The organism is Stieleria neptunia, from assembly GCF_007754155.1.
Classification (GTDB): domain Bacteria; phylum Planctomycetota; class Planctomycetia; order Pirellulales; family Pirellulaceae; genus Stieleria; species Stieleria neptunia.
In genome coordinates this window covers 3,062,500-3,085,492 of the sequence record NZ_CP037423.1, presented here as the reverse complement: position 1 = coordinate 3,085,492, position 22,993 = coordinate 3,062,500, and the positions used below count along the sequence as shown (strand labels likewise).

Annotated in this window: 15 protein-coding genes and 1 pseudogene; 6 read left to right on the top strand and 10 right to left on the bottom strand. The window is 59.7% G+C overall.

Annotation, left to right across the window (positions count from 1 at the left end; translation table 11 throughout):
• Nucleotides 1–482: 482 nt before the first annotated feature.
• The 3 genes from Enr13x_RS10860 to Enr13x_RS10850 all read right to left on the bottom strand — a co-directional run bounded on the left by Enr13x_RS10860 (nt 483) and on the right by Enr13x_RS10850 (nt 4,736).
• Nucleotides 483–3,047, bottom strand: coding sequence for a M56 family metallopeptidase (locus tag Enr13x_RS10860; protein WP_231744404.1), 2,565 nt, complete (start codon nt 3,045–3,047; stop codon nt 483–485).
• On the bottom strand, nt 3,047–3,475 hold the full coding sequence (locus Enr13x_RS10855; protein WP_145386072.1) for a BlaI/MecI/CopY family transcriptional regulator: 429 nt from the start codon (nt 3,473–3,475) through the stop codon (nt 3,047–3,049). Before Enr13x_RS10855 ends, Enr13x_RS10860 begins: the two co-directional genes overlap by 1 nt.
• Before the next feature lie 295 nt (nt 3,476–3,770).
• Nucleotides 3,771–4,736, bottom strand: coding sequence for an SPFH domain-containing protein (locus tag Enr13x_RS10850; RefSeq protein ID WP_145386071.1), 966 nt, complete (start codon nt 4,734–4,736; stop codon nt 3,771–3,773).
• Nucleotides 4,737–4,962: 226 nt separating this feature from the next.
• On the opposite strand from Enr13x_RS10850, the gene Enr13x_RS10845 reads away from it, so the two are divergent.
• Nucleotides 4,963–5,340 (top strand): hypothetical protein, encoded by a 378-nt coding sequence (locus Enr13x_RS10845; protein WP_231744205.1) that lies wholly within the window; start codon nt 4,963–4,965, stop codon nt 5,338–5,340.
• Between the two features lie 351 nt (nt 5,341–5,691).
• On the opposite strand, the gene Enr13x_RS10840 is transcribed toward Enr13x_RS10845, so the two are convergent.
• The 3 genes from Enr13x_RS10840 to Enr13x_RS10830 all read right to left on the bottom strand — a co-directional run bounded on the left by Enr13x_RS10840 (nt 5,692) and on the right by Enr13x_RS10830 (nt 8,992).
• Nucleotides 5,692–6,657, bottom strand: a complete 966-nt coding sequence (locus tag Enr13x_RS10840; protein ID WP_145386070.1) for a dihydrodipicolinate synthase family protein — start codon at nt 6,655–6,657, stop codon at nt 5,692–5,694.
• 98 nt (nt 6,658–6,755) lie between these two features.
• Nucleotides 6,756–8,009, bottom strand: coding sequence for an NAD(P)/FAD-dependent oxidoreductase (locus Enr13x_RS10835; protein ID WP_145386069.1), 1,254 nt, complete (start codon nt 8,007–8,009; stop codon nt 6,756–6,758).
• Complete coding sequence (locus tag Enr13x_RS10830) at nt 8,006–8,992, bottom strand: proline racemase family protein (RefSeq protein WP_145386068.1); 987 nt, start codon at nt 8,990–8,992, stop codon at nt 8,006–8,008. The genes Enr13x_RS10835 and Enr13x_RS10830 overlap by 4 nt, the downstream gene beginning before the upstream one ends.
• A gap of 139 nt (nt 8,993–9,131) precedes the next feature.
• On the opposite strand from Enr13x_RS10830, the gene Enr13x_RS10825 reads away from it, so the two are divergent.
• Together Enr13x_RS10825 and Enr13x_RS10820 are read left to right on the top strand one after the other, a co-directional pair.
• Nucleotides 9,132–9,893 carry an AraC family transcriptional regulator gene (locus Enr13x_RS10825; protein WP_231744204.1) on the top strand — a complete coding sequence of 254 codons (762 nt, stop codon included), beginning with the start codon at nt 9,132–9,134 and terminating at the stop codon, nt 9,891–9,893.
• On the top strand, nt 9,893–11,677 hold the full coding sequence (locus Enr13x_RS10820; RefSeq protein WP_145386067.1) for a DUF885 domain-containing protein: 1,785 nt from the start codon (nt 9,893–9,895) through the stop codon (nt 11,675–11,677). Before Enr13x_RS10825 ends, Enr13x_RS10820 begins: the two co-directional genes overlap by 1 nt.
• A gap of 547 nt (nt 11,678–12,224) precedes the next feature.
• On the opposite strand, the gene hemG is transcribed toward Enr13x_RS10820, so the two are convergent.
• Together hemG and Enr13x_RS10810 are read right to left on the bottom strand one after the other, a co-directional pair.
• Nucleotides 12,225–13,718 carry a protoporphyrinogen oxidase gene (gene hemG, locus Enr13x_RS10815; protein WP_145386066.1) on the bottom strand — a complete coding sequence of 498 codons (1,494 nt, stop codon included), beginning with the start codon at nt 13,716–13,718 and terminating at the stop codon, nt 12,225–12,227.
• A 26-nt stretch (nt 13,719–13,744) separates the two neighbouring features.
• Nucleotides 13,745–15,160, bottom strand: a complete 1,416-nt coding sequence (locus tag Enr13x_RS10810; RefSeq protein WP_145386065.1) for a hypothetical protein — start codon at nt 15,158–15,160, stop codon at nt 13,745–13,747.
• A 147-nt stretch (nt 15,161–15,307) separates the two neighbouring features.
• Here Enr13x_RS10810 and Enr13x_RS10805 point away from each other — a divergent pair, with 147 nt between their 5' ends.
• From Enr13x_RS10805 to Enr13x_RS10795, 3 genes and pseudogenes are all read left to right on the top strand, one after another.
• The gene (locus Enr13x_RS10805; RefSeq protein ID WP_231744203.1) at nt 15,308–16,267 is read left to right on the top strand and encodes a ferredoxin--NADP reductase; all 960 of its coding nucleotides are present in this window, start codon (nt 15,308–15,310) and stop codon (nt 16,265–16,267) included.
• A gap of 95 nt (nt 16,268–16,362) precedes the next feature.
• Nucleotides 16,363–17,676 carry a glucose-1-phosphate adenylyltransferase gene (locus tag Enr13x_RS10800; protein ID WP_231744202.1) on the top strand — a complete coding sequence of 438 codons (1,314 nt, stop codon included), beginning with the start codon at nt 16,363–16,365 and terminating at the stop codon, nt 17,674–17,676.
• Between the two features lie 836 nt (nt 17,677–18,512).
• A pseudogene (locus Enr13x_RS10795) lies at nt 18,513–19,647 on the top strand (transposase).
• A 238-nt stretch (nt 19,648–19,885) separates the two neighbouring features.
• Here the strand turns inward: Enr13x_RS10795 and Enr13x_RS10790 are convergent.
• Both Enr13x_RS10790 and Enr13x_RS10785 read right to left on the bottom strand, forming a co-directional pair.
• Nucleotides 19,886–21,334 (bottom strand): NADH-quinone oxidoreductase subunit N, encoded by a 1,449-nt coding sequence (locus Enr13x_RS10790; protein ID WP_145386063.1) that lies wholly within the window; start codon nt 21,332–21,334, stop codon nt 19,886–19,888.
• Nucleotides 21,335–21,462: 128 nt separating this feature from the next.
• Nucleotides 21,463–22,977, bottom strand: coding sequence for a complex I subunit 4 family protein (locus Enr13x_RS10785; RefSeq protein ID WP_145386062.1), 1,515 nt, complete (start codon nt 22,975–22,977; stop codon nt 21,463–21,465).
• Nucleotides 22,978–22,993: the final 16 nt, after the last annotated feature.

Sequence of the window (22,993 nt, the reverse complement as noted above, 5' to 3'; positions counted from 1 at the left end):
CCTTGGGACGAGCCTGCGGCTCGGGGAGCGCAAGCTGGAAGCTTACGCCACTTACTCGTTCCCAGGCTCACGCCTGGGAACGCACTTCTCGCGAGGCTCCCGCCTCGCCACCCTCGGAGACGGAGCCTCCGGGCTATCTCGTTCCAAGGCGGAGCCTTGGGACGAGCCTGCGGCTCGGGGAGCCCAAGCTGGAAGCTTACGCCACTTACTCGTTCCCAGGCTCATGCCTGGGAACGCACTTCACGCGAGGCTCCCGCCTCGCCACCCTCGGAGGCGGAGCCTCCGGGCTATCTCGTTCCAAGGCGGAGCTTTGGGACGAGCCTGCGGCTCGGGGAGCCCAAGCTGGAAGCTTACGCCACTTCCCTCGTTCCCAGGCTCATGCCTGGGAACGCACTTCACGCGAGGCTCCCGCCTCGCCACCCTCGGAGGCGGAGCCTCCGGAGTATCTCGTTCCAAGGCGGAGCCTTGGAACGAGGTGGGGATCAGAAGTCGTCCTTCTTCAGCTCTTGTTCCAATTCCATCGCCCGGCCGGCCAATTGATCGACCACTTCGGCCCGCTCGGGATGCACGGTCAATTGATTCGTCGTTTCATCGAGCACGAAGAACTCTTTGGCCAGCAGCTCCATCGCGTCGAGTTGCGATTGTTCGGCCGAGCGACGGATCTCTGTCAGTAGCAACATCCGCCCCGGCCCATCGAGCGACTCGGCCAACTCGCGGTCGGCCATCCGATCGCGGACGTCATCGATCCTGCGCAAGTAACGCCGAATCGTGCGACAGGCGGCCAGCAACTCACCGGCGCGCTGATTGACCTGATCCGCCGCATCGTCACGAACACGCAATCGGTCCGCGCCGGCAGGCTCCATCACTTGCGAAACCATGCCTTCCACTTGCTTGCCCAAATCAAATTCCGCATACGGGACATCGACGGCGACCTGATAAGCGATCACGCCGGTTTTCATTTGTGCGGCGAAACGCTGGGTCATCGGATCGGAGGTATCCAGATCGGCGGCAGTCCTGACCAACCGGTCACGCACCGCGTCGATTCGCTTCCCCGCGCGGTCGGCAAACTCCAACAGTTCCTCCAAAGTCCCCCACGCTTCTTCATCGTCGATCACCAACCCCTTGGCGGTGTCCCGCGAGACGGTTTCCAACTTGGCAAACAAATCGTCCACCGCCGCCGTCGGTGAGGACATCGACTCTTTGCTGACGTGCAAGGCGACGATGGCTGCCATCGCAGGGTCCTTCAGCTTAGCGACGAAACGCTTGTGACGGTCGTCCGGCGTGTCGAACTCGGCGGCGAAGATTGGCAGTTCAACCTTCAGTTTGTCAAACACGTCGGTGGCCAATTCAAACCGTTCGATTTGTCGGCGTGCATCACCGGACAGGGTCGGAATGACGACCAACTTATCGCCACGACGGACCAAGATCTTTTCGAGTGCTTTGCCAAGAAACAACTCGATCGGGTCGCTGCGCCCATCAAACTCGTCCAACATGATCGCATAGCCCACGTGCTGGTCGGTCAGCATGCGGCGAGCCATCTGATTGACGTCGCCGGAATCCTCCAGACGATCGGCGACACCCTTCATCCGCCGATTCATCGAATCGAGTACCTCACCCAACTGCCGCGAGCGTTGCACCCAAGCATCCGCGGCCAGTCGACTGCTACCACGCAGGGCCAGTGTTCCATCGGGGGCGGCTTCAAAGTGTTTTTCAACAAACCGAGGGATCGCCTCGGCCCGAGCCGATTCGCGATACTTGCCTTTCAACAAATCGATCACGCCGGCAAACGCAACCTGGCCCGATTCGCTGGCGAGCAACTGTTTTAAATCCGACGACGCTTTGTCATCCGGGTTCAAACGCTGCCGCAACGTCTCGATCAGATCCTTGGAATCCGATGACACCACTTGCAACGTCGCCGACGCATCGGCGGAAATCGATTCGCCCTGACCACCGGCATCTGCTGCGACCAAGCGGAATTGCACCGCAGAAAGGGTCAACAGCCCGGCGGCGAGCAACATCAACACAAGACGTTTCATAGCAGACTCTCTAGAGGAGGAGGAAGAATGGAGAAGACGTGTGACGCGTTCGGTCAGCGGCGGCGCAGCCATCGACTGGACGCCTAAACCACTCGCGATCGGTGCCGGATTCGACGTGCCGCTTTCGAGGAATTCGACCAGTTGCACCAAACTGGCGGCCAGGCCCCGGGCGGCCGCCGGATCCGTGCGTGTCATGGTCTCGTCGCAAGCCCATTCGGCGGATTCTTCATAGCGACGCACGCACCACCACGCCGCCGGATTCCACCAATGCAACACCACGGCAATCCGGGCTACGGCTTGTCGCCAGACATCACGACGACACAAGTGAGCAAGCTCGTGCAACAGCACCCCACGCCGCTGGTCACCGGAAAGCGACCGCCAAAACCGGTCGGGAACCACCAGGGCGTAACCGCGGGGGCGACGCACCAGCATCGGGCCCGCCGAACCGGAAACCAACATCTCCGGTGCGCGAGAACCGCGGCGCGCACAAATCGTTTGCCACTCGGCTTGCCATGGCTCCGGCGCTCGATCGAGTTCATCGACCAAGCGACACAGCTTGGCATAGCGGAATAGACTGCGGGTCACGATGCAGACGATCCCCAGCATCCAAATCAGACACGCAGCCGACAGGGCAAGCTCCGTCCAAGACGTTGCCGCGGGATCGTGCTCCGTCCCCCCGATCGACTCCCATGCCGAAGACGAAACGGTGCTTTGCGACCGAGTGGATTCAGGCGACGTGGCGTCTCCGACGAACGCAGCACCGCCCGATGGAAGCGTGTCCGCAACGTCGCCGACGGCCCATTGCGCCGACCCGGCGGGCGAGCTTTCCAACCACGGCAGCTCGACGGGCACCCGAAACAGCATCAGCCCCTGCAGCAGCACGCAGAACAACAGACACTGCCGCAAACGCGGCGTCACGATCTGCAACCGACGCAGCAAGAACGCTGCCACACCGCATGCGATCGTTAACATGACCGATGCAGTCACCAGACAATGCACGAGCGTGATCATCACCGTTTACCTCCCGACCGCCCCTGGGATCCGCGTTTCGTCTCGGCCTTGCCGGAACCGGGATTCTGTTCGGCGTCGCGAATCAGACGTTTCAGTGCCTGCAATTCGTCGCGGCTGATTTGACGGTCCTGCATCAACTGGGCGACCAGGGGCACGACACTGCCGCCGGAGAGCTTTGAAATCAGCTGATCCAGATGACCGGCCTGGGCCTGCTCGCGCTCGATCGCCGCCGCATACTCCGCCGGCCGCCCCGACTTGGACGCCAAGCCCTTGTCCACCAAACGGTTCAACCGCGTTTGCATGGTCGTGTAACCGACGGTCTCGACGCCGAAACGCTCGTGGGCCTGGGCCAACGTGAGCGGCCCTTCGCGCCACAATAAATCCATCAAGTCCAGCTCGCCGCTGGACAGCCGCGTGGTCGATTTCATCCGCAGAACACCGAGCGAAAGAGAAAAGTCAGAATCGCGTTTACGACAACGGTCATATTGTTTATGACAGGCGTCGTAAAGTCAAGCTCGGTTTGAGAATTTCTCTAAGTGGGTAAGCATCCTGCTTGCCATGGGGTGCTGGGGATCGCAAGCTGGAAGCTCACCTCTCACCTCTCGTTCCCAGGCTCCCGCCTGGGAACGCATTTTCCGCGAGGCTCCCGCCTCGCAATCTCCGGAGGCGGAGCCTCCTTCCCATCCCGTTCCCAGGCGGGAGCCTGGGAACGAGGACTGGCAATCAGGCTCCGGTTTGCACGACCGGCTGGGTGTGTCGGTCGCTGCAGAGGACGACCAGCAGATTGGAAACCAATGCCGCCCGTTGGTCCGCATCGAGTTCGACGATGTTGTCTCGCTTGAGATGCTCCAGCGCCATCTCGACCATCCCGACAGCACCGTCGACGATTTTGGTTCGGGCGGCGACGACGGCCGATGCCTGTTGACGCTGCAACATTGCCGCGGCAATTTCCGGCGCGTAGGCCAGGTGACTGATGCGGGCTTCTAAAACCTGGACGCCGGCCTTGTCCAGTCGATCCTGGATGTCGTCGCGCAACCGATCACAGATCTCATCGGTACTGCCCCGCAACGACTGCTCCTCGTCGCGGCTGTCGTAGGGATAACGTGTCGCCAAACTGCGCAGCGCCGCTTCACTTTGGACTTCGACAAAGTTTTCGAAGTCATCCACTTCGAACAGAGCTTCCGCCGTATCGACGACTTTCCAAACGACGACCGCGGAAATCTCGATCGGATTTCCGTCCCGATCATTGACCTTGGACGGCTTTCCCGCTGACCGCGTCTTGGGCTGTGTGACGACGCCTTCTTTGTTCTTCGTTTCCGGCTTCGTCGACGAACCGGTTTCGAAGTTGCGAATCCGCAAACTGACTTTCTTCTTTGAATAAAACGGATTGACCCAAACGAACCCTGATCGTTTAACCGTGCCCTTGTATTGACCGAACAACAACAAGACCCGCGAGTTGTTCGGCGCGATCGCCATCAGCCCGAACATCGCGCCAATGCCAACGACCAGCATCAACACGCCGATTGCGATCAAGGTCGGCCCATTGGCACCGCTGCCCGCTCCGGTAACGATGCACAGCGGAGCCGACAACGTCAATAGAATGCAGATCCCCAGCGGCCCCCAGCCGGGAATCGCGTTGACGACTTTTTCATGGTGATGAACGCCGCCGGGCGATGTCGTCAGGGTCATACTCAATGCTCTTTTGTGTGTCGATCGGTTGGACGCATGGTTCCGTTGTAGCCCAGTACCATATCGCGCGGTGTGGGGGCGCAAAGAAATCCCGAAGCGGAGTTTTCGATGCAGATCGCCATTTCCAACCGCGCGAATCCATCTGCATTATGATGATGCACAGATCTGGCGCGAGTCATCTGGCCCGCCGGTCCACCCAACTTTTCTCCTCCAGCGGAAATCCGGAATGAGCCAATCGGCTGACGAGCCCCCCACCCCCAAAACACCGGCACCGGCAAATCCGGTTCCCGCCAATCCCACCCAGCCGAATCAAGTGTCCTCCGGTGCACAGCGGAAGGACACGATCGCACAATTCGTCACGACGATTCGCAATCCCGAAGCACAAGTCGGTCAGCACATCATCCAGGCGTTGCAGCACGATGACACGGTCGCCGTGCTGACCACCGTCGCGCTCGGAGCCGACGGCCAGCAACGGGTGATTTCGGTGGCGCTGAATCCGGAGCGGATGGCGGAGGTCCAGGAGATCCTGACGGCCGCCGAAAAGGAACGCGAAGACGAAGAGCCCTGCTTCGGATTTCATTGTCTGGTCAAGCCGAAGCGTTGACGCGGATCTCGTTCCCAGGATCTGGCCTACGCCGTGAACGATTTTTAGCGGCAGGGCGCGAGCCCTCCGGTCTGTTGGCAAAAATGCGCAAGCCGGAGAGTTCGCGGGCTGTCGATTGAGTGGGATTGGTCGAGGCAATGGTGAGCCGCTGGCCGTAAGGCCTCGGGCGGGCGCCTGGATGCCCGGCCGCTTACGCGTCGCGGCTCACTCACTCAACCGACAGCCCGCTTGCGCCCGCCTCGCATGCTCGGAGGCGGAGCCTCCGGCCCATCCCGTTCCAAGGCAGAGCCTTGGAACGAGCCTGCGGCTCGGGGAGCGCAAGCTGGAAGCTTACGCCACTTTGGGTCGGGGTCAGCGGCCTGGCCAGTTTTCCCACCAGGCTTGGAACAGACTCAATTGATCGAGGGCGTACCGTTCTTGGGACGGACTCAATCGATCCGACTCCAACGCCGGTCGGCGGTAGATCGGGTCAATCGTCTCCGCGGCGATCAGTCGGTAATAGAGCGTCAGATCGGGGCCTTCGTCATATCTTGATAACACCGCCAAGGCTTCGTCCAACTCTTTGGCGTACCGACGTGCTTCGCAATCGCCGGCCGCGGCGCGGCGGCACAGATCGACCAGATGAAGCACTTCGCTGGGCAAACAGTTCCCGATGCCGGTGATCGCCCCCTGGGCACCACATCGCAAGAAACCGAAATACACCTGCGTGTCGACGCCGACCAACAGCAAGCCGCCGTCATCGGACGACGTGATGTGCTCGGCCGCATAGCTGAGCGATTCGGCGCCACCAAATTCCTTGAACCCGACCAGGTTCGGGTACGACTGGCGCAGCTGGCCGTAGAGCCCCGCTTTGGTCTGATATCCGTAGTAGGGACTGTTGTAGATGACCGCCGGCAATTGGGGTGCGGCGGACAGGACGCGTCCGAAGTGGTCCGCCTGTGCGGCTTCGGAGATGCCGCGGGAGAGCAATCGCGGAATCACCATCAAACCGGCCGCGCCGACTTCGGCAGCGTGTGCGGCGTGCTCGGCGGCGATGATCGGACTCTGCGCCCCAGTCCCCACGACGACCTTCAATCCCGCAGCGACCAATCGGGCGACACCTTCGCGGCGTTGCTCGTCCGTCATCAGCGGCCAATCCCCCATCGATCCGCAATACACGACGCCGGTCATTCCGGCCGCGACCAGGTTTGTCGCGTGCAGCACCATGGCATCGAAATCGGGCCGACCGTCGTCGCCGATGGGCGTCATGATTGCCGGCAGACAACCGCGAAACACACTGTCGTCAATGGTGGCGGCCGCTGGAGTTTCTGTCGTCATTGATCTGCCTGGGTCCTTGAAAGGTCGTTGAGTGATCGAAATCGAAAGGGAAGACATTGGAGTGGGCAATTGGAACAGTATGCCCACGAAAGTGCGTTCTAGAAACGCCCCAGCCGATACGGGGTCGGATCAAGATGCGGCTCATTCCCGAGTACCAACTCGGCGGCCAACTGCCCCGTCGCGGGTCCGCTCGCCATGCCGATCATGCCGTTTCCGGCGGCGACAAACGCGTTGGCCGCGCGCGGTGATCGACCGATGCAGGGCAATCCGTCGGGCATCATCGGACGCCAACCCGCCCAAGCCAGCTCGGACGCCTTGGGCAATTCGACCCGCAGATGCTGTCTCGCCGAACGTTTGAGCAACTCGATGCGGGACGGAGGGATCGAACGATCCAATCCGGTCAACTGCATCGTCGAACCGATCCGAAAGGAATCGCCCAGCGGGGTGACGGCGACGTGATCGTCCTCGAAAATCAGCGGCGTTTTCGGCATGCCGGTCGCATCGGCGAAGGTGACCGAGTAGCCCTTGCCGGGAATCACGGGAATTCGACAACCGAGCGTGCGTCCCCACTTCGACGCTTCGGCACCGGTCGCCAACACAAACGCATCGGCCGACAAACGCTCTCCACCCGTCGTCTGAACCGACGTCAACGCCGCCCCGTCGACGTGCAACGATTCGATCGCCGTCTGCTCCCGAATCACACCACCGGACTCACCTATTTCGTGACGCAACTGCGCCAACAAGGCACTGGGGTCAAGATGCGCGTCGTCGGGGAAATGCCAACCACCGGCCAACGAATCACGCAGCGTCGGTTCCAGCTGCAAGACGGCGTCGCCGTCATAGCGATCAAGACGCAATCCGAACTCGCCTCGCAACTGCGATGCCGTTTGCTCGTAGGTTTCGAAATCACGGACCGATCGATAGACCATCAACAAACCGCGTTCTTGCCATTGCAGTTGCGACGCGTGGCGGGCGGCAAACGTTTGGTATTGCGATCGAGAGGATTTCAACAGCGCGTGACGGGCGCTCGATGCGTTTCGAAAATCAGCGGCGTTGCAATGTTTGGCGAACCGCAGCAACCACCCCCACAGCACCGGATCCCAGCGCGGCGTGATCGACAACGCCCCGCCGAACTTCGCCATCATCCGCAAACCATTGGTGACCGCTCCGGGAGCACACAGCGGGTGGACGTGACTGGGACAGATGAAACCGCAATTGCCCGAGGAAGCCCCGCTACCGATTTGATCCCGATCCAGCACCGTTACAGCGCAGCCCGCGCGTGCCAGATGCCAAGCCGTCCAGCAACCGATGACACCGCCGCCGATGACGATCACGTCCGATCGAGCACTCATCGGCCGGCGCCCCCGATCCCCAGACGCAACGCGTCCTCGGGATCAAAGATCTGACGTGTTTCCGCGATCACGTGGGCCCGCCCCCGGATCGTCACTTCAACGGCGTCACCTTGGTCTTGATAGGACGCGACGAAGCGGCTTCCCGTGACCGACTCCTGGATCCATTCGGCTCCGGGTTGCAACCAACCGCGCGCCGCCAGGCATGCCAGTTTTGCGGACGTCCCCGTGCCACAAGGCGAACGATCGTAGTGTCCGCCGGGGCACAAGACAAAGGTTCGACAACCGACTTCTTCGGCCGCCAACGGAATGTTGTCTGCGGTGGATTGGTCCGCGGTGGAAAGAGGGCCATAGAGTTCTACATGATCGATCAACGCGCCGTTTTCGCCGCGGACGCCTTGTCGGTCCAACGCGTCGCGAATCCGCTGACTTCGATCCATCAACTCGGAAATCGTCGCCGAGCGGACGGCTTCATCCGGCGTCAAAAAAAACCAATTCCCGCCGTACGCGATTTCTCCCTCGACTTGGTGTCCGTCCCGACACGTCACCGCGACATCCTGGCGGTAACATCGACTGGGGACTCCGGTAAAACAGACGCGTCGGTCTGCTTCGAGGGTGGCCTGGACCGTTCCCGCGGGCGTGGCAAACCGTGCCGTCCCCGGCCGCATCGATTCGCGATAGCGGAGTGCTTCGATGACTCCGATCAACCCGTGCCCGCACATCCCCAGGTAGCCGACGTTGTTGAAAAACACGATGCATCCGGGTCGCTTGAGATCCTCTTCCGGCGGCGTCACGACGGCACCGACGGCATACTCCGTCCCGCGCGGCTCGCTGGTCAACGTTTTGCGGATCCAATCCATCGGCCCCCGCAGTTGATCCAGCTGTTGATCCACCGATTGCCCCGCCAGCCCGATGTCGGCGGCGAACAGCACCCGCGTGATCTCACCGCCTGTGTGGGTGTCTAGAACAGAAAAGGAATCGGGCATAGGCTGAGTTTCTGCGGGACCAACGCGGCGGCTACTGAGGCTGAAAAACCATCTCCCGTCACAGGGGCGTTTCGATGGCGACCACTATAGCCCGTCGTCGGACCGTTAGATTGACATCACCAGTCTGCGAGAATGAAAATTGCGCACACCTGATCCAACACCGTCCAGCCTCATTCGTCTGGAACTGGCCGGCCGGCTCGCCGATCCGTTCTTGAGCGAGGCGCTTTTCGACCACTTAACGGACATCGTATACTTCGTCAAAGACCGCCGGGGACGTTATGTGGTCGTCAACGAAACGCTGGTTCAACGCAGTGGTGCGAAACAAAAAAGCGACCTGATCGGAAAAACGTCCGAAGAAATTTTTCGCGATCCGATCGGCAACCGCTTCTTGGCTCAAGACCTGTCCGTCGTCGAAACGGAACAACCGTTGGTGGACGAACTGGAACGTCACGCCTATCCGTCGGGCAACACGGGCTGGTGCCTGACCACCAAATTGGCGCTCAAGGGAATCGATGGAACCGTTGTCGGATTGGTCGGGATCTCACGCGACCTCCAGTCACCCGGCGAAGACGCGAGTGACCTGAGTCGGCTGGCGCGAATCGTGGAACAAATCAGGGGCAATTTGGGCACACCGTTGCGGACCTCGGAGCTGGCCGACCGGGAGAACATGTCGGCCTACCAGCTCGATCGACGATGCCGTCAGGTCTACGGAATCCCACCGTCTCAGCTGATCTTGCAGTTGCGAATGAGCGCCGCAGCGACCAAGCTACGGCAGACGGAAGACTCGATTGTTGCCATCGCGCTGACCGTCGGTTATTCCGACCAAAGCGCCTTCACACGACAATTCCGCCGCACCTTCGGTGTCTCGCCCGGCAAGTTTCGCGTCCAACAAGCAAACTGATGAAGTACTTAGTCATCGCCCTCACCGCCGCAGTGCTGCTGGCAGTTGATGCGCCATCCCTTCACGCGCAAGCCGACGACGCGGTTTCGCGTCCGTCAAATGAGACGCTTCGCGCGTTGATGGATCAGGTCTGGGAATTTGAACTCGACGAATACCCGCTGCTGGCCACCGACGTCGGCGACCCGCGCGGGCAAGACCGACTGGCCAGCAACACGCCCGCCGACTTTCAACGCCGTCAACTGGCACGGGCCGGGTTCCTCCAGACCCTCGACGCCATCGACCTCTCGTCGCTCGACGCCGAAGACCAAGTCGACGTGGACTTGTTGCGTCGCAAACTGGAAACCGAACAAACGGATTACCGGTTGGGACTGCACTTGATGCCGATCAACAACCGCGAAGGTTTCCACATCGGTTTGCCCGAGTTGCCGCGACAAATGAATCCCGATTCGCGGCAAGACATCGAAAACTACATCGCACGACTGAACCAGTTCCCACGCTACGTTGCCGAACAAATCGCGCTGTTGCGTCAAGGCATCGATGCCGGTTTGACCCAACCGGCCATCATCATGCGCGACAGCGTCCGGCAGGCCCAAGCCCATGTGGTGGACACCCCCGAAGAATCATTGTTCCTGACCAACCTGGCCGAAGAATCCATCGCCAAGCTCTCCGAGCAAGATTGGGACGAGCTGCGTCCCAAAGTGCTCGATGCGATCCGGCACAGTGTCATCCCCGCCTACCGTGACTTTGCGGATTTCCTGAAGACCACCTACGTCCCGGCGTGTCGAGGAAGCATCGCCGCTCGTTCGCTGCCCGGCGGCCAAGCGCTCTACCAGGCCCAGATTCGCAAGTTCACGACGTTGGAAATGACACCCGACGAGTTGCATCAAACCGGGACCCGTGAAAACGCCCGGATCCGATCGCAGATGGAAGCGGTCAAGGACCGGGTCAAATTCGACGGTGACCTGCAAGCGTTTCTAAAACATCTCCGCACCGATCCCAAGTTCTATCCCAAGACGAAAGAAGAACTGCTCAAGGAAGTCGCTTACATTTTAAAACAAGCCGACGGACGCCTTCCCAATCTGTTCGGCAAGCTTCCCCGCACACCCTACGGGATTCGCGAAGTCCCCGACTATGTCGCGCCACAGACGACGTCGGCGTACTATTGGCCGCCCGCGACCGACGGAACCCGTGGCGGATTTTATTACGTCAACACGTACAACCTGTCGGCGCGCCCGCTGTATCAACTCGAGGCCCTTTCGTTTCACGAAGCGGTCCCCGGTCACCATCTGCAACTGGCCCTTCAAGCGGAACTGGAGGGGCTGCATCCGATCCGCAAGCAGAGCAATTTCACCGCGTTTATCGAAGGCTGGGCGCTTTACAGCGAAAAGCTGGGCAGTGAACTCGGATTCTATAAAGACCCCTATCAGGAATTCGGCCGGCTGAGCATGGAAGCCTGGCGGGCGAGTCGATTGGTCGTCGACACCGGCATCCACGCCAAAGGCTGGACGCGGCAGCAGGCGATCGCGTACATGCAAGAAAACACGGCGCTGTCGGAGCACAACATCGTTGCCGAAGTCGATCGCTACATCGGCTGGCCGGGACAAGCGTTGGGCTATAAGGTCGGCGAACTGTTCATCACGGAGCTACGAGAACGTGCCGAAAAGCAGCTCGGCAATGCGTTCGACGTCCGCAAGTTCCACGATGAAGTCCTCCGTTCCGGATCGATCCCCTTGCCAGTCCTGGAACGCAAGATCGAGCGATTTATCGAACAGAGTTCCGAGTAGGATTTCCCGGGGCAATGCCCAGTGCCAGCTCCCTTGGCAATGACGAAGTTAGCGGAACGGCGCGAGCGGGCTGTCGATTGAGTCGGGATCTGCTGAGTCAATGGTGAGCCGCTGGCCGTAAGGCCTCGGGCAGCGTCGCAGTGCCCGGCCGCTTACGCGTCGCGGCTCACAAAAACGACAGCCCGCGAGCCGTCCGGTGAAGGTGAGACCGGAGGGCTCGCGCCCTGCCGCTAACAACCAGAAGGGAAACTGAATCACCCCTCAAAATGATCGGTGAATTAGCACGTCAATCGATGTGATGCGTCTCAATGCTGAGCCCCTCACCCCCAGCCCCTCTCCCCAAAACAGATCGCGGTCAACGTCTCTCTGCGAACAAAATGTCTTTCGCGCGATCTGTTTTGGGGAGAGGGGAGCCATTTTGGGGTGAGGGGCTTCTCGATTTAGTGGTATTGGGCTGGCGCCCTGCCGCTAACATCCACGGCGATGTTGAGCGTTCGCCCGAACTCGGTCGCCCACAATTCGATCGTGTCCTGCAAATAACCCACTGTCACTCGGCCCCACTGATTTTTCTCGCCATCGCTTTCCCCGCCGCGATCACCGGGGCGATCCCGACACCCCGCAGCGCGTTGCTGACCAGGTGCAGGTGCGGGATCTGGTCGACGGCCCGCCCGATTGATTCCACACGTTTGAGATGGCCGACATGATACTGGGGCATCGCGTTGTTCCAACGCACGACGCGGGCGAGCGTTTCCTTTCCCGTCATGCCGATCAACTCGGCCAGCTCACCGCGAACCATTTCCACCATCTCGTCGTCGGATTGCTCCAACAACTCCGACTGCAGCGCGCCGCCGACAAACACGCGAATGATCGTGTGATCGTCGGGGCAACGGATCGGATACTTGTGGCTGGCAAAGCTGACCGCCAAGATGTTTCGGTTTTCGATTTTGGGCACCACGAAACCGAACTGGTTGGGCAGTCGAGCGATCTGGGACGTCGGCACGCACAGGACGACGATCGCGGTCGATGCCGACTCGATCGTTGACAGCGCCTCGGCGGCGGTCTCGCAGGCCGTCTGAACGGCTTGCCCGGTCACCGTGCTCAGCAACCGCGCCGAGACAGCAGCGGGCGTGGCCAACACGACTTCGTCAAAGGAATCCGCGCCCTGATCGGAATGAATCTCCCAGGGACGCTCCTGATCGTCGCTCAAGTGCAAGGCGTTGATCGGCGCATCGGTCTGTATCGACTCCTCCCCAATCGCCACCGCAAGTGTGTCGATCAACTGCTTCATTCCGTCGGGAAAGCCACGGAATTTTTCGTACCGCGCACCGGCGCTGTTCCGTTCGGTCCGGTCCTGGTTTTCACGCCGCCGGGCGAGCGTCGCCTGGGCCAGTGAACCGTGTTGTTGGACCATCGCGACCATCGGCGCCATCGTCGCATTCATGCTCAATTTTTCGATGTCGGCGGTGTAGATCCCAGCGACCAGCGGCCCGACCAGCCGGTCGAGTACCTCCTCGCCCATCCGGTGGCGGACGAATTCCGCGACACTGATGTCGTCCGTCGCCTCGTTCGCGTGCGGCTGACGGTTGACGAACCGTTCGGCCAAAAAACGCAGCTTGCCGGGGACCGACAACAGTGGCGTGGTGACCATTTGCCAAAGCTTCGTCGCCCGCATCAAAACAAATCCATCGGGGATCGGCACCAGTTTGCCGCGGTGCACAATCATCGCGCCGGCACGCGTGGTGTCGGGAACGATCAACTGGTCCTCCACTCCCAGATCGCGACACAGCTCGATGGCGGCCGGCGGTTCGGTGGCAAACATGTCGGCCCCGTGATCGATGACGAAGCAGCCGTGCTCGGCCGTTTCGATCCGCTCGGTGTCGATCACCCCGCCGAGTCGCGACGACGACTCGTAAAGTTTGATGCTCGCGTCGGGCGAGAACCGCTTCAAATAGAACGCGGTCGCGAGTCCGGAGAGGCCACCGCCGACCACCGCAATCCGTTTAGAAATCGAGGGCGACGGCGGCTGAGACTTATCTTCCATCAACGTCTTGTTCCGTCATCGATGACTTAAAAACCTTCGCCCGGCATGTCCATCTCCATGTCCATGTCCATCTCCATTTCCATGTCCATTTCCATCTCCATGTCCATTTCCATCTCCATGTCCATGTCCATGTCCATGTCCATTTCCATGTCCATTTCCATGTCGTAATCGTTGTAGCCGCCTCCATAGGGGTTCATCCCGCGACGATTTCCGACGCCGAAGGATTGCATCTGAGCGACCAGGGGAGCGGCCATGGCGAACCAGCCATCCATCGCCGAATGGAACTCTCGCGCCGACTCGGCCGCCAGGGCCGGTTGCAGGATCGGGTCCAGGAACATCGGCACCATCTGCGCCGCCCCGCCGGCCAGCAGCGATCCGTCGGCGGTCCCCGCCAACGCGTCTTCCCACTTCTTCATCGCTTCGGCCCATTTCTCGGCTTCGGAATCGGCGGGCAGCCACATCCCATCGACGGTGATGAAGTTCACCGTCTGCTTGAGCTCACCGTTGGTGATCTCCACCGTTGCTTTCCCGTCCTTCTCCTCTTTGACCTCATACGAGGACGGCTCGATCCCCAACGTCTGCATCTGCTCGTTCATCGCGGCGATGTGCGGCGCCAGCCGCGTATCCAAGCCGATCAGCCAGGTCCGCAGGGGCGTGGTGGCGAGTTCGTCGAGCTTCAATTCGTCGGGATCCAGGCCGTCACGGATCAGCCCGCCGATCGACAACAACACCGATTTCAGCGTGTCCCGCGCATCGGCATCGATCGCCTGCAGTCGCGGGTGAGAGAAGAACCAGCGTTGGCGGGTGACCACCAAATCACCGACCGAGTGAACCGAACCGAGGATTTGACGCATGCCCTGCATGTCCAGCTTGGCCACGCTGGCGCGCATCAACCGCTCCACGTCGTTTTGATAATTCAGCGGCAGGGAGTCGAACGCGGCGATCAGCCCATGGCCGTTTTTATTCTGTTGGTCCAGCCACTCGAGTTGGGCGAGTAGGCCGCCGGAGGAATTGAGTCGCTGGTAGGGCGGCGGGGTCGGGGGGACGGGCAAAGGCGTCGGCGCCGGCGCGGCAGCCTCTTTGGCGTCGGCCAGAATTTGTTGGCGCAACTCCGCCCGACGGCGGCTCTGCTCTTCACCCATTCGACGCGCCTGGATGCGGCTATTGGCGATCAGGTTGTCGACGCTGACGGAAACACGCCGCGGGCCGGGCAATTCCAAGACGACGTTGTTGCCCCACAATCCGATGAATTCCGCCTCGACCGTGCTGGAACCGTCCAAGCTGGTCCAACGCTCGGCTGCCATGCCGGGACTGGTGGAGCCGAGCAATCCGCCGGTGATGGTGAAAAGGGCTGCGATTCCGGGCCCAACGATCACGCGTCGGAGCGCAACTTTGGCGTGGCGGCGAAAATCGATGCAGAGTGGCATTTTGAAAAGTCTCACGACTTTGGGGAGGCGAAACAAGAACGCTGGACGATGGGCGACGCACCGCCCAAGAGTTCAGTATATTGCGAGAGCGGTTTGAATACTGCCGCATTTTTTCAGGGTTTGCGAATTTGCAGCCCCTGCATCGTACCCCCGGAGAAACACGTGCCGGACTCGGGAAACCCATCAGAAACGGACTTCGACACTCTGCGAACGCGGCATTACAACGCCACCATCGTCGATCGAATCGATTGCCACGAAAATCTCGCTCGGTTTCGGATCCGCCCCGATGACGGCGTCCCGCGTTTTCAAGCCGGGCAATACGTCACGCTCGGGCTGGGCAACTGGGAACCGCGTCTGGAAGGCACGCAAGACGAAAACCTGCCGGAAAAAAAACTCACCCGTGTCGTCAAGCGCGCCTATTCCATCTCCTGCCCGCTGCTCGACGACGAAGCACAACTGGCACCGAACCATTCGGTCGACTACATGGAATTTTACGTCGTCCTGGTCCGGGCGGCGGACCGCCCCGACAAGGCCCCCCCGGCACTCACGCCGCGACTTTTCTGCCTGGGCAAGGGGGACCGGATCGCGATCGGAAAAAAGATCGTCGGCACGTACACACTCGGTGAGATTCAGCCCGATGCCACCGTGTTGATGCTGTCGACCGGAACGGGAGAGGCCCCGCACAACGCCATGACCGCGACGCTGCTGGATGCCGGACACCGCGGCCGCATCATCAATGCGTGCTGTGTCCGCTACCTGCGCGACTTGGCGTATCACCCACAACACCGCTCGCTGATGGAACAATTCCCGAATTATCGCTACCTGCCCTGCACCACGCGCGAAGACATCAACCTGGATCCCAGTTTGCCCGGCTATGTCGGCAAGCAATACATCCAAGATTTTTTCACCAGCGGTCAGCTCGCCGAAGCCGCCGACGACCCCATTTCGCCAACCAACACCCACGTCTTTTTGTGTGGCAACCCGGACATGATCGGTTACGTTCCGCCGGGAGCCCCCGCACCGGAAAAGCCGGGCATGTTGCCGTTGCTCGAAGCGGCGGGTTTTCGACACGAAATCCACGGCGAAGGTCCCGGCAGGATTCATTTCGAAAAATATTGGTAGCCGCTGGAACCTTTCCCGCGTCCGTCGCGTGCGTTAGAACGGTGGAACATTGATCTGCAGTCGAACCCCATCCCCCTTCCTATTCCCCAATCGTCATGACTTCTCACTCCGACTACCCGATGGACCTTTCCAAAAATACAATCGCACTGATTCTCGGCGGCGGTCGCGGAACGCGACTGTTCCCGCTGACCAAGATTCGTGCCAAACCCGCGGTCCCGCTGGCGGGTAAGTACCGGCTGATTGACATCCCGATTTCGAACTGCATCAACAGCGGATTGCGTCGTGTTTTCGTGTTGACGCAATTCCTTTCGGTCAGCCTGCACCGCCACCTCCGCCAAACCTATCGCTTCGATCAATTCACCGGCGGTTTTGTCGAGTTGCTCGCCGCACAGCAAACGGTCGATGCCGGGACCGACTGGTACCAGGGAACCGCCGACGCCGTCCGCAAAAATCTGCGCTACATCGACCAGCCCGAGATCGAACACATCCTGATCCTGTCCGGCGACCAACTGTATCGGATGGATTTTCGCGACATGATGAAGTCGCACATCGAATCCGGAGCCGATGCGACCATCGCCGGAATCCCGGTCGACCGCAAAGACGCCGCCGCACTGGGAATCATGCAGCTCGACGACGACGGCCGTGTGACCGGGTTCGTCGAGAAACCCCAAACCGAAGAAGAACTGGCGAAGGTTCGCATGGATCCGGCTTGGATCGACGCCCGTGGCATCCCGAGCAAAGGACGCGATTGCCTGGCCAGCATGGGCCTGTATATCTTCAAAAAAGATGTCATGGTGGACCTACTTCACGGCAACGACCACTCGGACTTTGGCAAAGAAGTCTTCCCCGCAGCGATCGACAACCGCAAAGTCCAAGTGCACCTGTTTGACGGCTACTGGGAAGACATCGGAACCATCCGCGCGTTCTACGAAGCCAACCTTTCACTGGCCAGCAAGTCTCCGCCGTTCCAACTCGGCAGCGTCACCGCCCCGATCTACAGCCGGCCGCGTTTTCTGCCGCCCACGGTCGTCGGTGACAACGTCACCATCCGCGGCAGCCTGATCGCCGACGGTTGCCACATCGGACACAACGTCACCATCGAGCACAGTGTGATCGGACTCCGCACCACCATCGGCGACAACGTCACGATCAAAAACAGCGTCGTCATGGGAGCCGATTACATCGAAGACCCCAAAACCTTGCCCCCGGGCCAAATCCCGGTCGGTATCGGCGACAACAGTGTCATCAGCGGCGCGATCCTGGACAAGAACTCGCGCGTCGGAACCGACGTCTCCATCACCAATGCCGAAAACGTCGATACACTCGGCGAGGACGAGCCCCTGCAAGTCCGCGATGGAATCTCGATCGTCATCAAGAACGGATCCGTTCTCAACGGAACCAAGTTCTAAACGGATCACAGCACCCTGACGGACTTTCCCTGCGATGCGGCTTGCAGTTCAAGCGAGCCGCGACGCGTCAGCGAAGCCCGCGTTTCGATGTCACCCTCCCTGGCAGGGAGGGTCGAGCGCAGCGAGGGGAGGGTCGATTGTTTGTGACGGAGTGATGTCGAGCCACAACGAACTCTCCCCGGCCGCTCGTCTATCGCGTCCGACCCTCCCTGAGGGACGTCAATCGTATAGGTGACGGATTTGATCGTAGCGGAAAACGCTAAGACTTTCGCAAGCCGCCGGCCCTCTCTGGCGTTTGCTTGCTGCGCAAACGCCGTCTCTCCCAGAGGGGGTTCTTCGTGGATTTTAGTGGCTAATCGCTCAGGACCCAGGTTTTTCGAGGCATTGCTGCGATGTCCGAATGGGGAGAGCGAGGACAAACGCTCGGTTCAAACGACCCTCCGCCGACACGGGGGCCGGCGGAGCGCTCGAAGCACCTTCGGCGCATCGCAGACCCGGTGATTCCTTGGCGGGTTGCTCCTCAGCCGCCGCAGGCCACAAGTGACCAAATGATTCCGAGGAACTGGGTGTGAGGATTATCATGTCGGATACGCGGCGGGTCGTGGAGGCCGTTCTCTACGTGGTGCTTCGTGCCCGCTTCTCAGCCTGGTCCCGGGAGTTTGCTTGAAAATGACATTGGTGGCTCGCCTCACGGCGTTGACCCCGTTTGAGAGAATAACAGAGCCCTACTCCCGCGCCTGCCGCGTTTTTCCGTTGAAGTCACCTTTCGGAGTTCCGCCATGGCCAAGAAGAAATCCTCTGGGAAACCTAAGCGTCGATCACGTGGTGGGTTTCCGATTGACAACGCACCCGTTCCACAATCACTTGACACAATCAACTTGAACGCTGCCGGCATCGATATTGGTTCGACCCAGCACTATGTTGCCGTGCCCTCCGATCGCGACTCATCACACGTTCGCTGCTTCGGCACCTTTACATCCGATCTGGCGTCGCTCGCAGATTGGTTGGAAGAGTTCGGCAATTTGTGTTCTGCGTTCTTACATGCGGCAACGAGCCATGCTCGTCGCCAACGCGAGCGAGCATATCCAACGGATGCAGAAGGCGATGATGGAAATGAATGTCCAGCTCCATCACGTCATTTCGGACATCACCGGCACCACTGGCCTTGCCATTTTGGATGCCATTGTTGCGGGCAGTCGAGACCCTCACCTACTCGCAAAACTTCGCGATCCAAGGTGCAAAAATGACGAGTCGACGATCGCGAAAGCTCTGGAAGGCAATTGGCGTGAAGAACATGTATTTGCGTTAAAACAGGCTCTGGAACTGTACCGTTTTTACGGTTCCAAACTGTCGGAAGTCGATTCCAAGCTTGAAGAACATTTGGGTACATTTTCCGACCGAAGTGACGGTGAGATTCTGCCGAAGCTGAAGGCTCCTAAAGCTGGAAGCAATAGCCCCCGGTTCGATATGCGCAATCAGCTCTACCGGGTGCTGGGCGTCGACATGACGACCATTGATGGGATTAGCGGTCAATCCGCAATCACACTGATTTCTGAAATCGGTACCGACATGAGTAGGTGGGCAACAGAGAAGCATTTCACTTCTTGGCTTTGCCTATGTCCGGGCAGTAAGAAGACAGGTGGGAAATTGCTCAGTGGTAAAACACGTACAAGTGCGAACCGAGCCGCCGCCGCACTTCGAACAGCCGCCGCGTCCCTGGCACGATCAAACTGCGCCTTAGGAGCGTTCTTTCGCAGGATCCGTTCCCGTCTTGGTTCACCCAAAGCGATCACGGCGACGGCCCACAAGCTCGCGAAAATAGTTTATGGGATGCTGAAGTACGGGAGGGAATATGTCGATGTCGGCAACGACTATTACGAACAGCAATACAAGAAGCGAGCAATGGAAAACCTGGCGAAACGGGCAGCTGCACTCAACCTGCGAGTGGTCCCCAATGAACTAGCTGGGTAGGAAGTTCCTTGAGAGCAGAGCCCGCCTCCGCTTCACGTGGCTTCGCCATCCTACCGAACGGAACCATCGGACATCGCTGTCATCCCTCAAAAAACCTTCCCCGAGTATTCGAGAGCACCCACTAAAATCCGCGAAGAACCCCCTCTGGGAGAGAGACTCAATCGGTTGCCAAAAACTGCAGCAAAAGAATCGACGTCCCCTACCGCACGCGACGCGGACCCCATCATTCCGACAGCCCTTACCTGATTTCCGCCACGGCAATCCACTGGTGCGTCTGCTCGTAGATCGTTTCGTAGAAAAACGGAACGATCCCCAGCACCACCATCAGCACGGTGGAAATGGCGAGCGCCGTGACGATCGACGCCGACGCACGAATCGGTGGATCGTCATCAAACCCCGGTTCGATGTACATCTGCCGCACGATCCGCAAGTAATAGTACAGCGAAACGGTCGAATTGACCGCGGCCACGGCGACCAACCAATGGAACCCCGCCTTGGATGCCACGCTGAATAAAAAGAACTTGCCGACAAACCCCGACAGCGGCGGGATCCCGGCCAAGCTGAACAGCCCCAGCATCATCACCAACGCGATCCAGGGATTCGTTCGCGCCAGCCCGCGATAGTCCTCGATTTCCTCGCGGCCGGTTTCGTTCAAATAAAACACCAACACACCAAACACGACCATGTTGGTGACCACGTAGACCAACATGTAATACACCATGCTCGGGGCGCCGCTGCGGGCCAGGAACCCCATGATCAGATAACCGGCCTGGGAAATCGCACTGAACGCCATAAAACGTTTGACGTTGGACTGCACCACGGCGACCAGATTCCCCAACGTCATCGTCACAGCCGCCAACACCGCGAGTGCCATCGAGACGTCTAACAGAACATTCCCCAACACGCGGTAAAACAACTGGAACATGAATGCCAGGCCGGCCGCCTTGGATGCCACCGACAAGTACGCCGCGACCGGAAGCGGCGCGCCGCGATACACATCGGCCGCCCACATGTGAAACGGCACCAGCGTCAGCTTGAATCCGACCCCGACCACCACCATCGCAATCGCCAACTTCGTTGCCGGCCCAAAACTCAGGTTGTCACCCATGGTCAGCAGGTCAACCGACCCGGAAAGCCCGTATAGCAGACCGAGTCCGAACAGCACCACGGCCGACGACGTCGCACCCAAAATGATGTACTTCAATCCCGCTTCGCACGACAGCGGATCGCTGCGTCGCCAGGCCACCAACGCGAACAGCGGAATCGTCGCCAGTTCCAAACAGACATACAGATTGATCAGATTCGTCGCCGAAATCAGAAACATCGATCCGACGAGGTTGAACAACACCACCGTGTAGAATTCGCCCCGGTGGATCAGCACACGGTCTTGCCCCTCCATGACCTTGAATCGACCGTTGAGCAGGTCGGCCGATAGCAACACCGTCAACAACCCCGCCAACAAGAACGAGACCTTGAACCATCCGGCCACACCGTCAAAGAGAAACTGGCCGTCCAGGAATTTGCCTTCGCCTTGAATCATCAGATAAACCACAGCGGCCAGCGCCGTGGCCAACCCCAACAAGCTCACCGGGGTTTGCAGGACTCGATGCCGCAGCGGTAGAAACATTTCCATGCCGAGCACCGCGAACGCTGTGACGACGACAATGATTTCCGGTTGGATATACATGGGATCAATTGGGGTTATGAGCGGAAAAGGGGTCAGGCACCAAAAACCAAATGGCCCAAAGGGTGCTTCGCATTTTTGGTGCCTGACCCCTTTTCCGCGGGACGCTAAGTTAAAAAGTCCACCAAGCACTAAAAACGATTCGCGATCGGAAGGATCGCATGCTCAATCAGATCGATCAGCACGGGCGGGTACATCCCAACGACAGCTAACGTCGCGACCAGAATTCCGGTGCACAGTTTTTCGGGGATCGTGGCGTCCCTCAACTGCTTAAACTCTGGCTTCGTCAACGGTCCTTGAAACACACGGCTCAGTCCGCGCAACACATAAACGGCCGTGACGACAATCGAAGACGTGGCGAGCAACGTGCAGACCCGCATCGTTGTCGCATCGACCCAACGGTTGCCAAAAAACCCTCCCAGGAAAACGGTCGACTCGGCGACAAAACCGGACAACCCCGGCAGCCCCAGCGAGGCCAACCCGGCGATGTAAAAACTGGTCGCCAACCAGGGGATTCGTTTGGAAAGCCCTCCCATCTTCGTCAAATCACGCGTCTTGGAACGGCCATAGACCATTCCGATCAGCCCGAAAAACAACCCCGTCATGATGCCGTGGCTAAACATCTGAATCACGGCGCCCTTGAATCCCATCAGATTCAACGAACACAGACCGAACAAGACGAAGCCGCAATGGCTGACCGACGAATAGGCCGTGAAATACTTCAAATCGGTTTGCCGGATCGCCGCGTACGCCCCATACACAATGTTGATCGTCGTCAGCACCAGAAAGAAGAGCGCCCACTGTTTCGCACCCTCGGGCATCAGGTACACGGCGACTCGCAACACGCCGTAACCGCCCAACTTCATCAGCACGCCGGCGTGTAACATCGAAACGGCGGTCGGCGCCGATGCGTGACCGTCTGGCGACCAGGTGTGAAACGGGAACAGGGCGCCCAACACGCCGAACCCCACAAACACACATGGAAACACCCACCGCTGCAAGTCACGCGGATAATCCACCATCGCCAACTTGTTCAAATCAAACGTCTGCGATCCGGCCGCGTGGTACAACGCCAGCATGCCTACCAAAACCAACGCCGAACCGACCATCAGCATCAACGTCAACTTCATCGCGGAATACTCTTTCCGCCCCGTCCCCCACACGCCGATCAACAGATACATCGGCAACACGGCGACTTCGTAAAACAGAAAGAACAGGAACAGATCGACGCTGATGAACACGCCAAAGACGCCCGTGACCAACACCAACAGAAACGCGTAAAACTCACGTGACCGATCCTTGACCTCCCAGCTCGCCAGCACCCCGGTGAAAATAATGATCGCTGTCAACACGATCATCGCCATCGCGATCCCGTCCACGCCGACGTGGTACTCGATCCCCATGCTCTTGAACCAGGGAATCGATTGCTCGAATTCCAGCTGGGAAATCGTCAACACCGATGGATCGCCGCCGCGATCCAGCACCGCCTGCATGTAGCTCACGCTCATCACCAGCGACAGCGCAAGGACCACGCCCGTTCCAAACAGCGCGATCCATCGCCGCGCATACCATTTGGTATCGGGCGTCGCCACGACGGCCAATGCCGTCGCAAACGGAATCAAGATCAGCAGACTTAACCAACTCATCCGAGCCTTCTTCCTT

What these genes read in the sequence shown, in the direction of transcription:
- Enr13x_RS10835 (WP_145386069.1), bottom strand. Translation starts at nt 8,009, where the DNA reads ATGAGTGCTCGATCGGACGTGATCGTCATCGGCGGCGGTGTCATCGGT.
- Enr13x_RS10800 (WP_231744202.1), top strand. Translation starts at nt 16,363, where the DNA reads ATGACTTCTCACTCCGACTACCCGATGGACCTTTCCAAAAATACAATC.
- Enr13x_RS10850 (WP_145386071.1), bottom strand. Translation starts at nt 4,736, where the DNA reads ATGACCCTGACGACATCGCCCGGCGGCGTTCATCACCATGAAAAAGTC.
- Enr13x_RS10845 (WP_231744205.1), top strand. Translation starts at nt 4,963, where the DNA reads ATGAGCCAATCGGCTGACGAGCCCCCCACCCCCAAAACACCGGCACCG.
- Enr13x_RS10790 (WP_145386063.1), bottom strand. Translation starts at nt 21,334, where the DNA reads ATGTATATCCAACCGGAAATCATTGTCGTCGTCACAGCGTTCGCGGTG.
- Enr13x_RS10785 (WP_145386062.1), bottom strand. Translation starts at nt 22,977, where the DNA reads ATGAGTTGGTTAAGTCTGCTGATCTTGATTCCGTTTGCGACGGCATTG.
- Enr13x_RS10830 (WP_145386068.1), bottom strand. Translation starts at nt 8,992, where the DNA reads ATGCCCGATTCCTTTTCTGTTCTAGACACCCACACAGGCGGTGAGATC.
- Enr13x_RS10855 (WP_145386072.1), bottom strand. Translation starts at nt 3,475, where the DNA reads ATGAAATCGACCACGCGGCTGTCCAGCGGCGAGCTGGACTTGATGGAT.
- Enr13x_RS10840 (WP_145386070.1), bottom strand. Translation starts at nt 6,657, where the DNA reads ATGACGACAGAAACTCCAGCGGCCGCCACCATTGACGACAGTGTGTTT.
- Enr13x_RS10820 (WP_145386067.1), top strand. Translation starts at nt 9,893, where the DNA reads ATGAAGTACTTAGTCATCGCCCTCACCGCCGCAGTGCTGCTGGCAGTT.
- Enr13x_RS10860 (WP_231744404.1), bottom strand. Translation starts at nt 3,047, where the DNA reads ATGATCACGCTCGTGCATTGTCTGGTGACTGCATCGGTCATGTTAACG.
- hemG (WP_145386066.1), bottom strand. Translation starts at nt 13,718, where the DNA reads ATGGAAGATAAGTCTCAGCCGCCGTCGCCCTCGATTTCTAAACGGATT.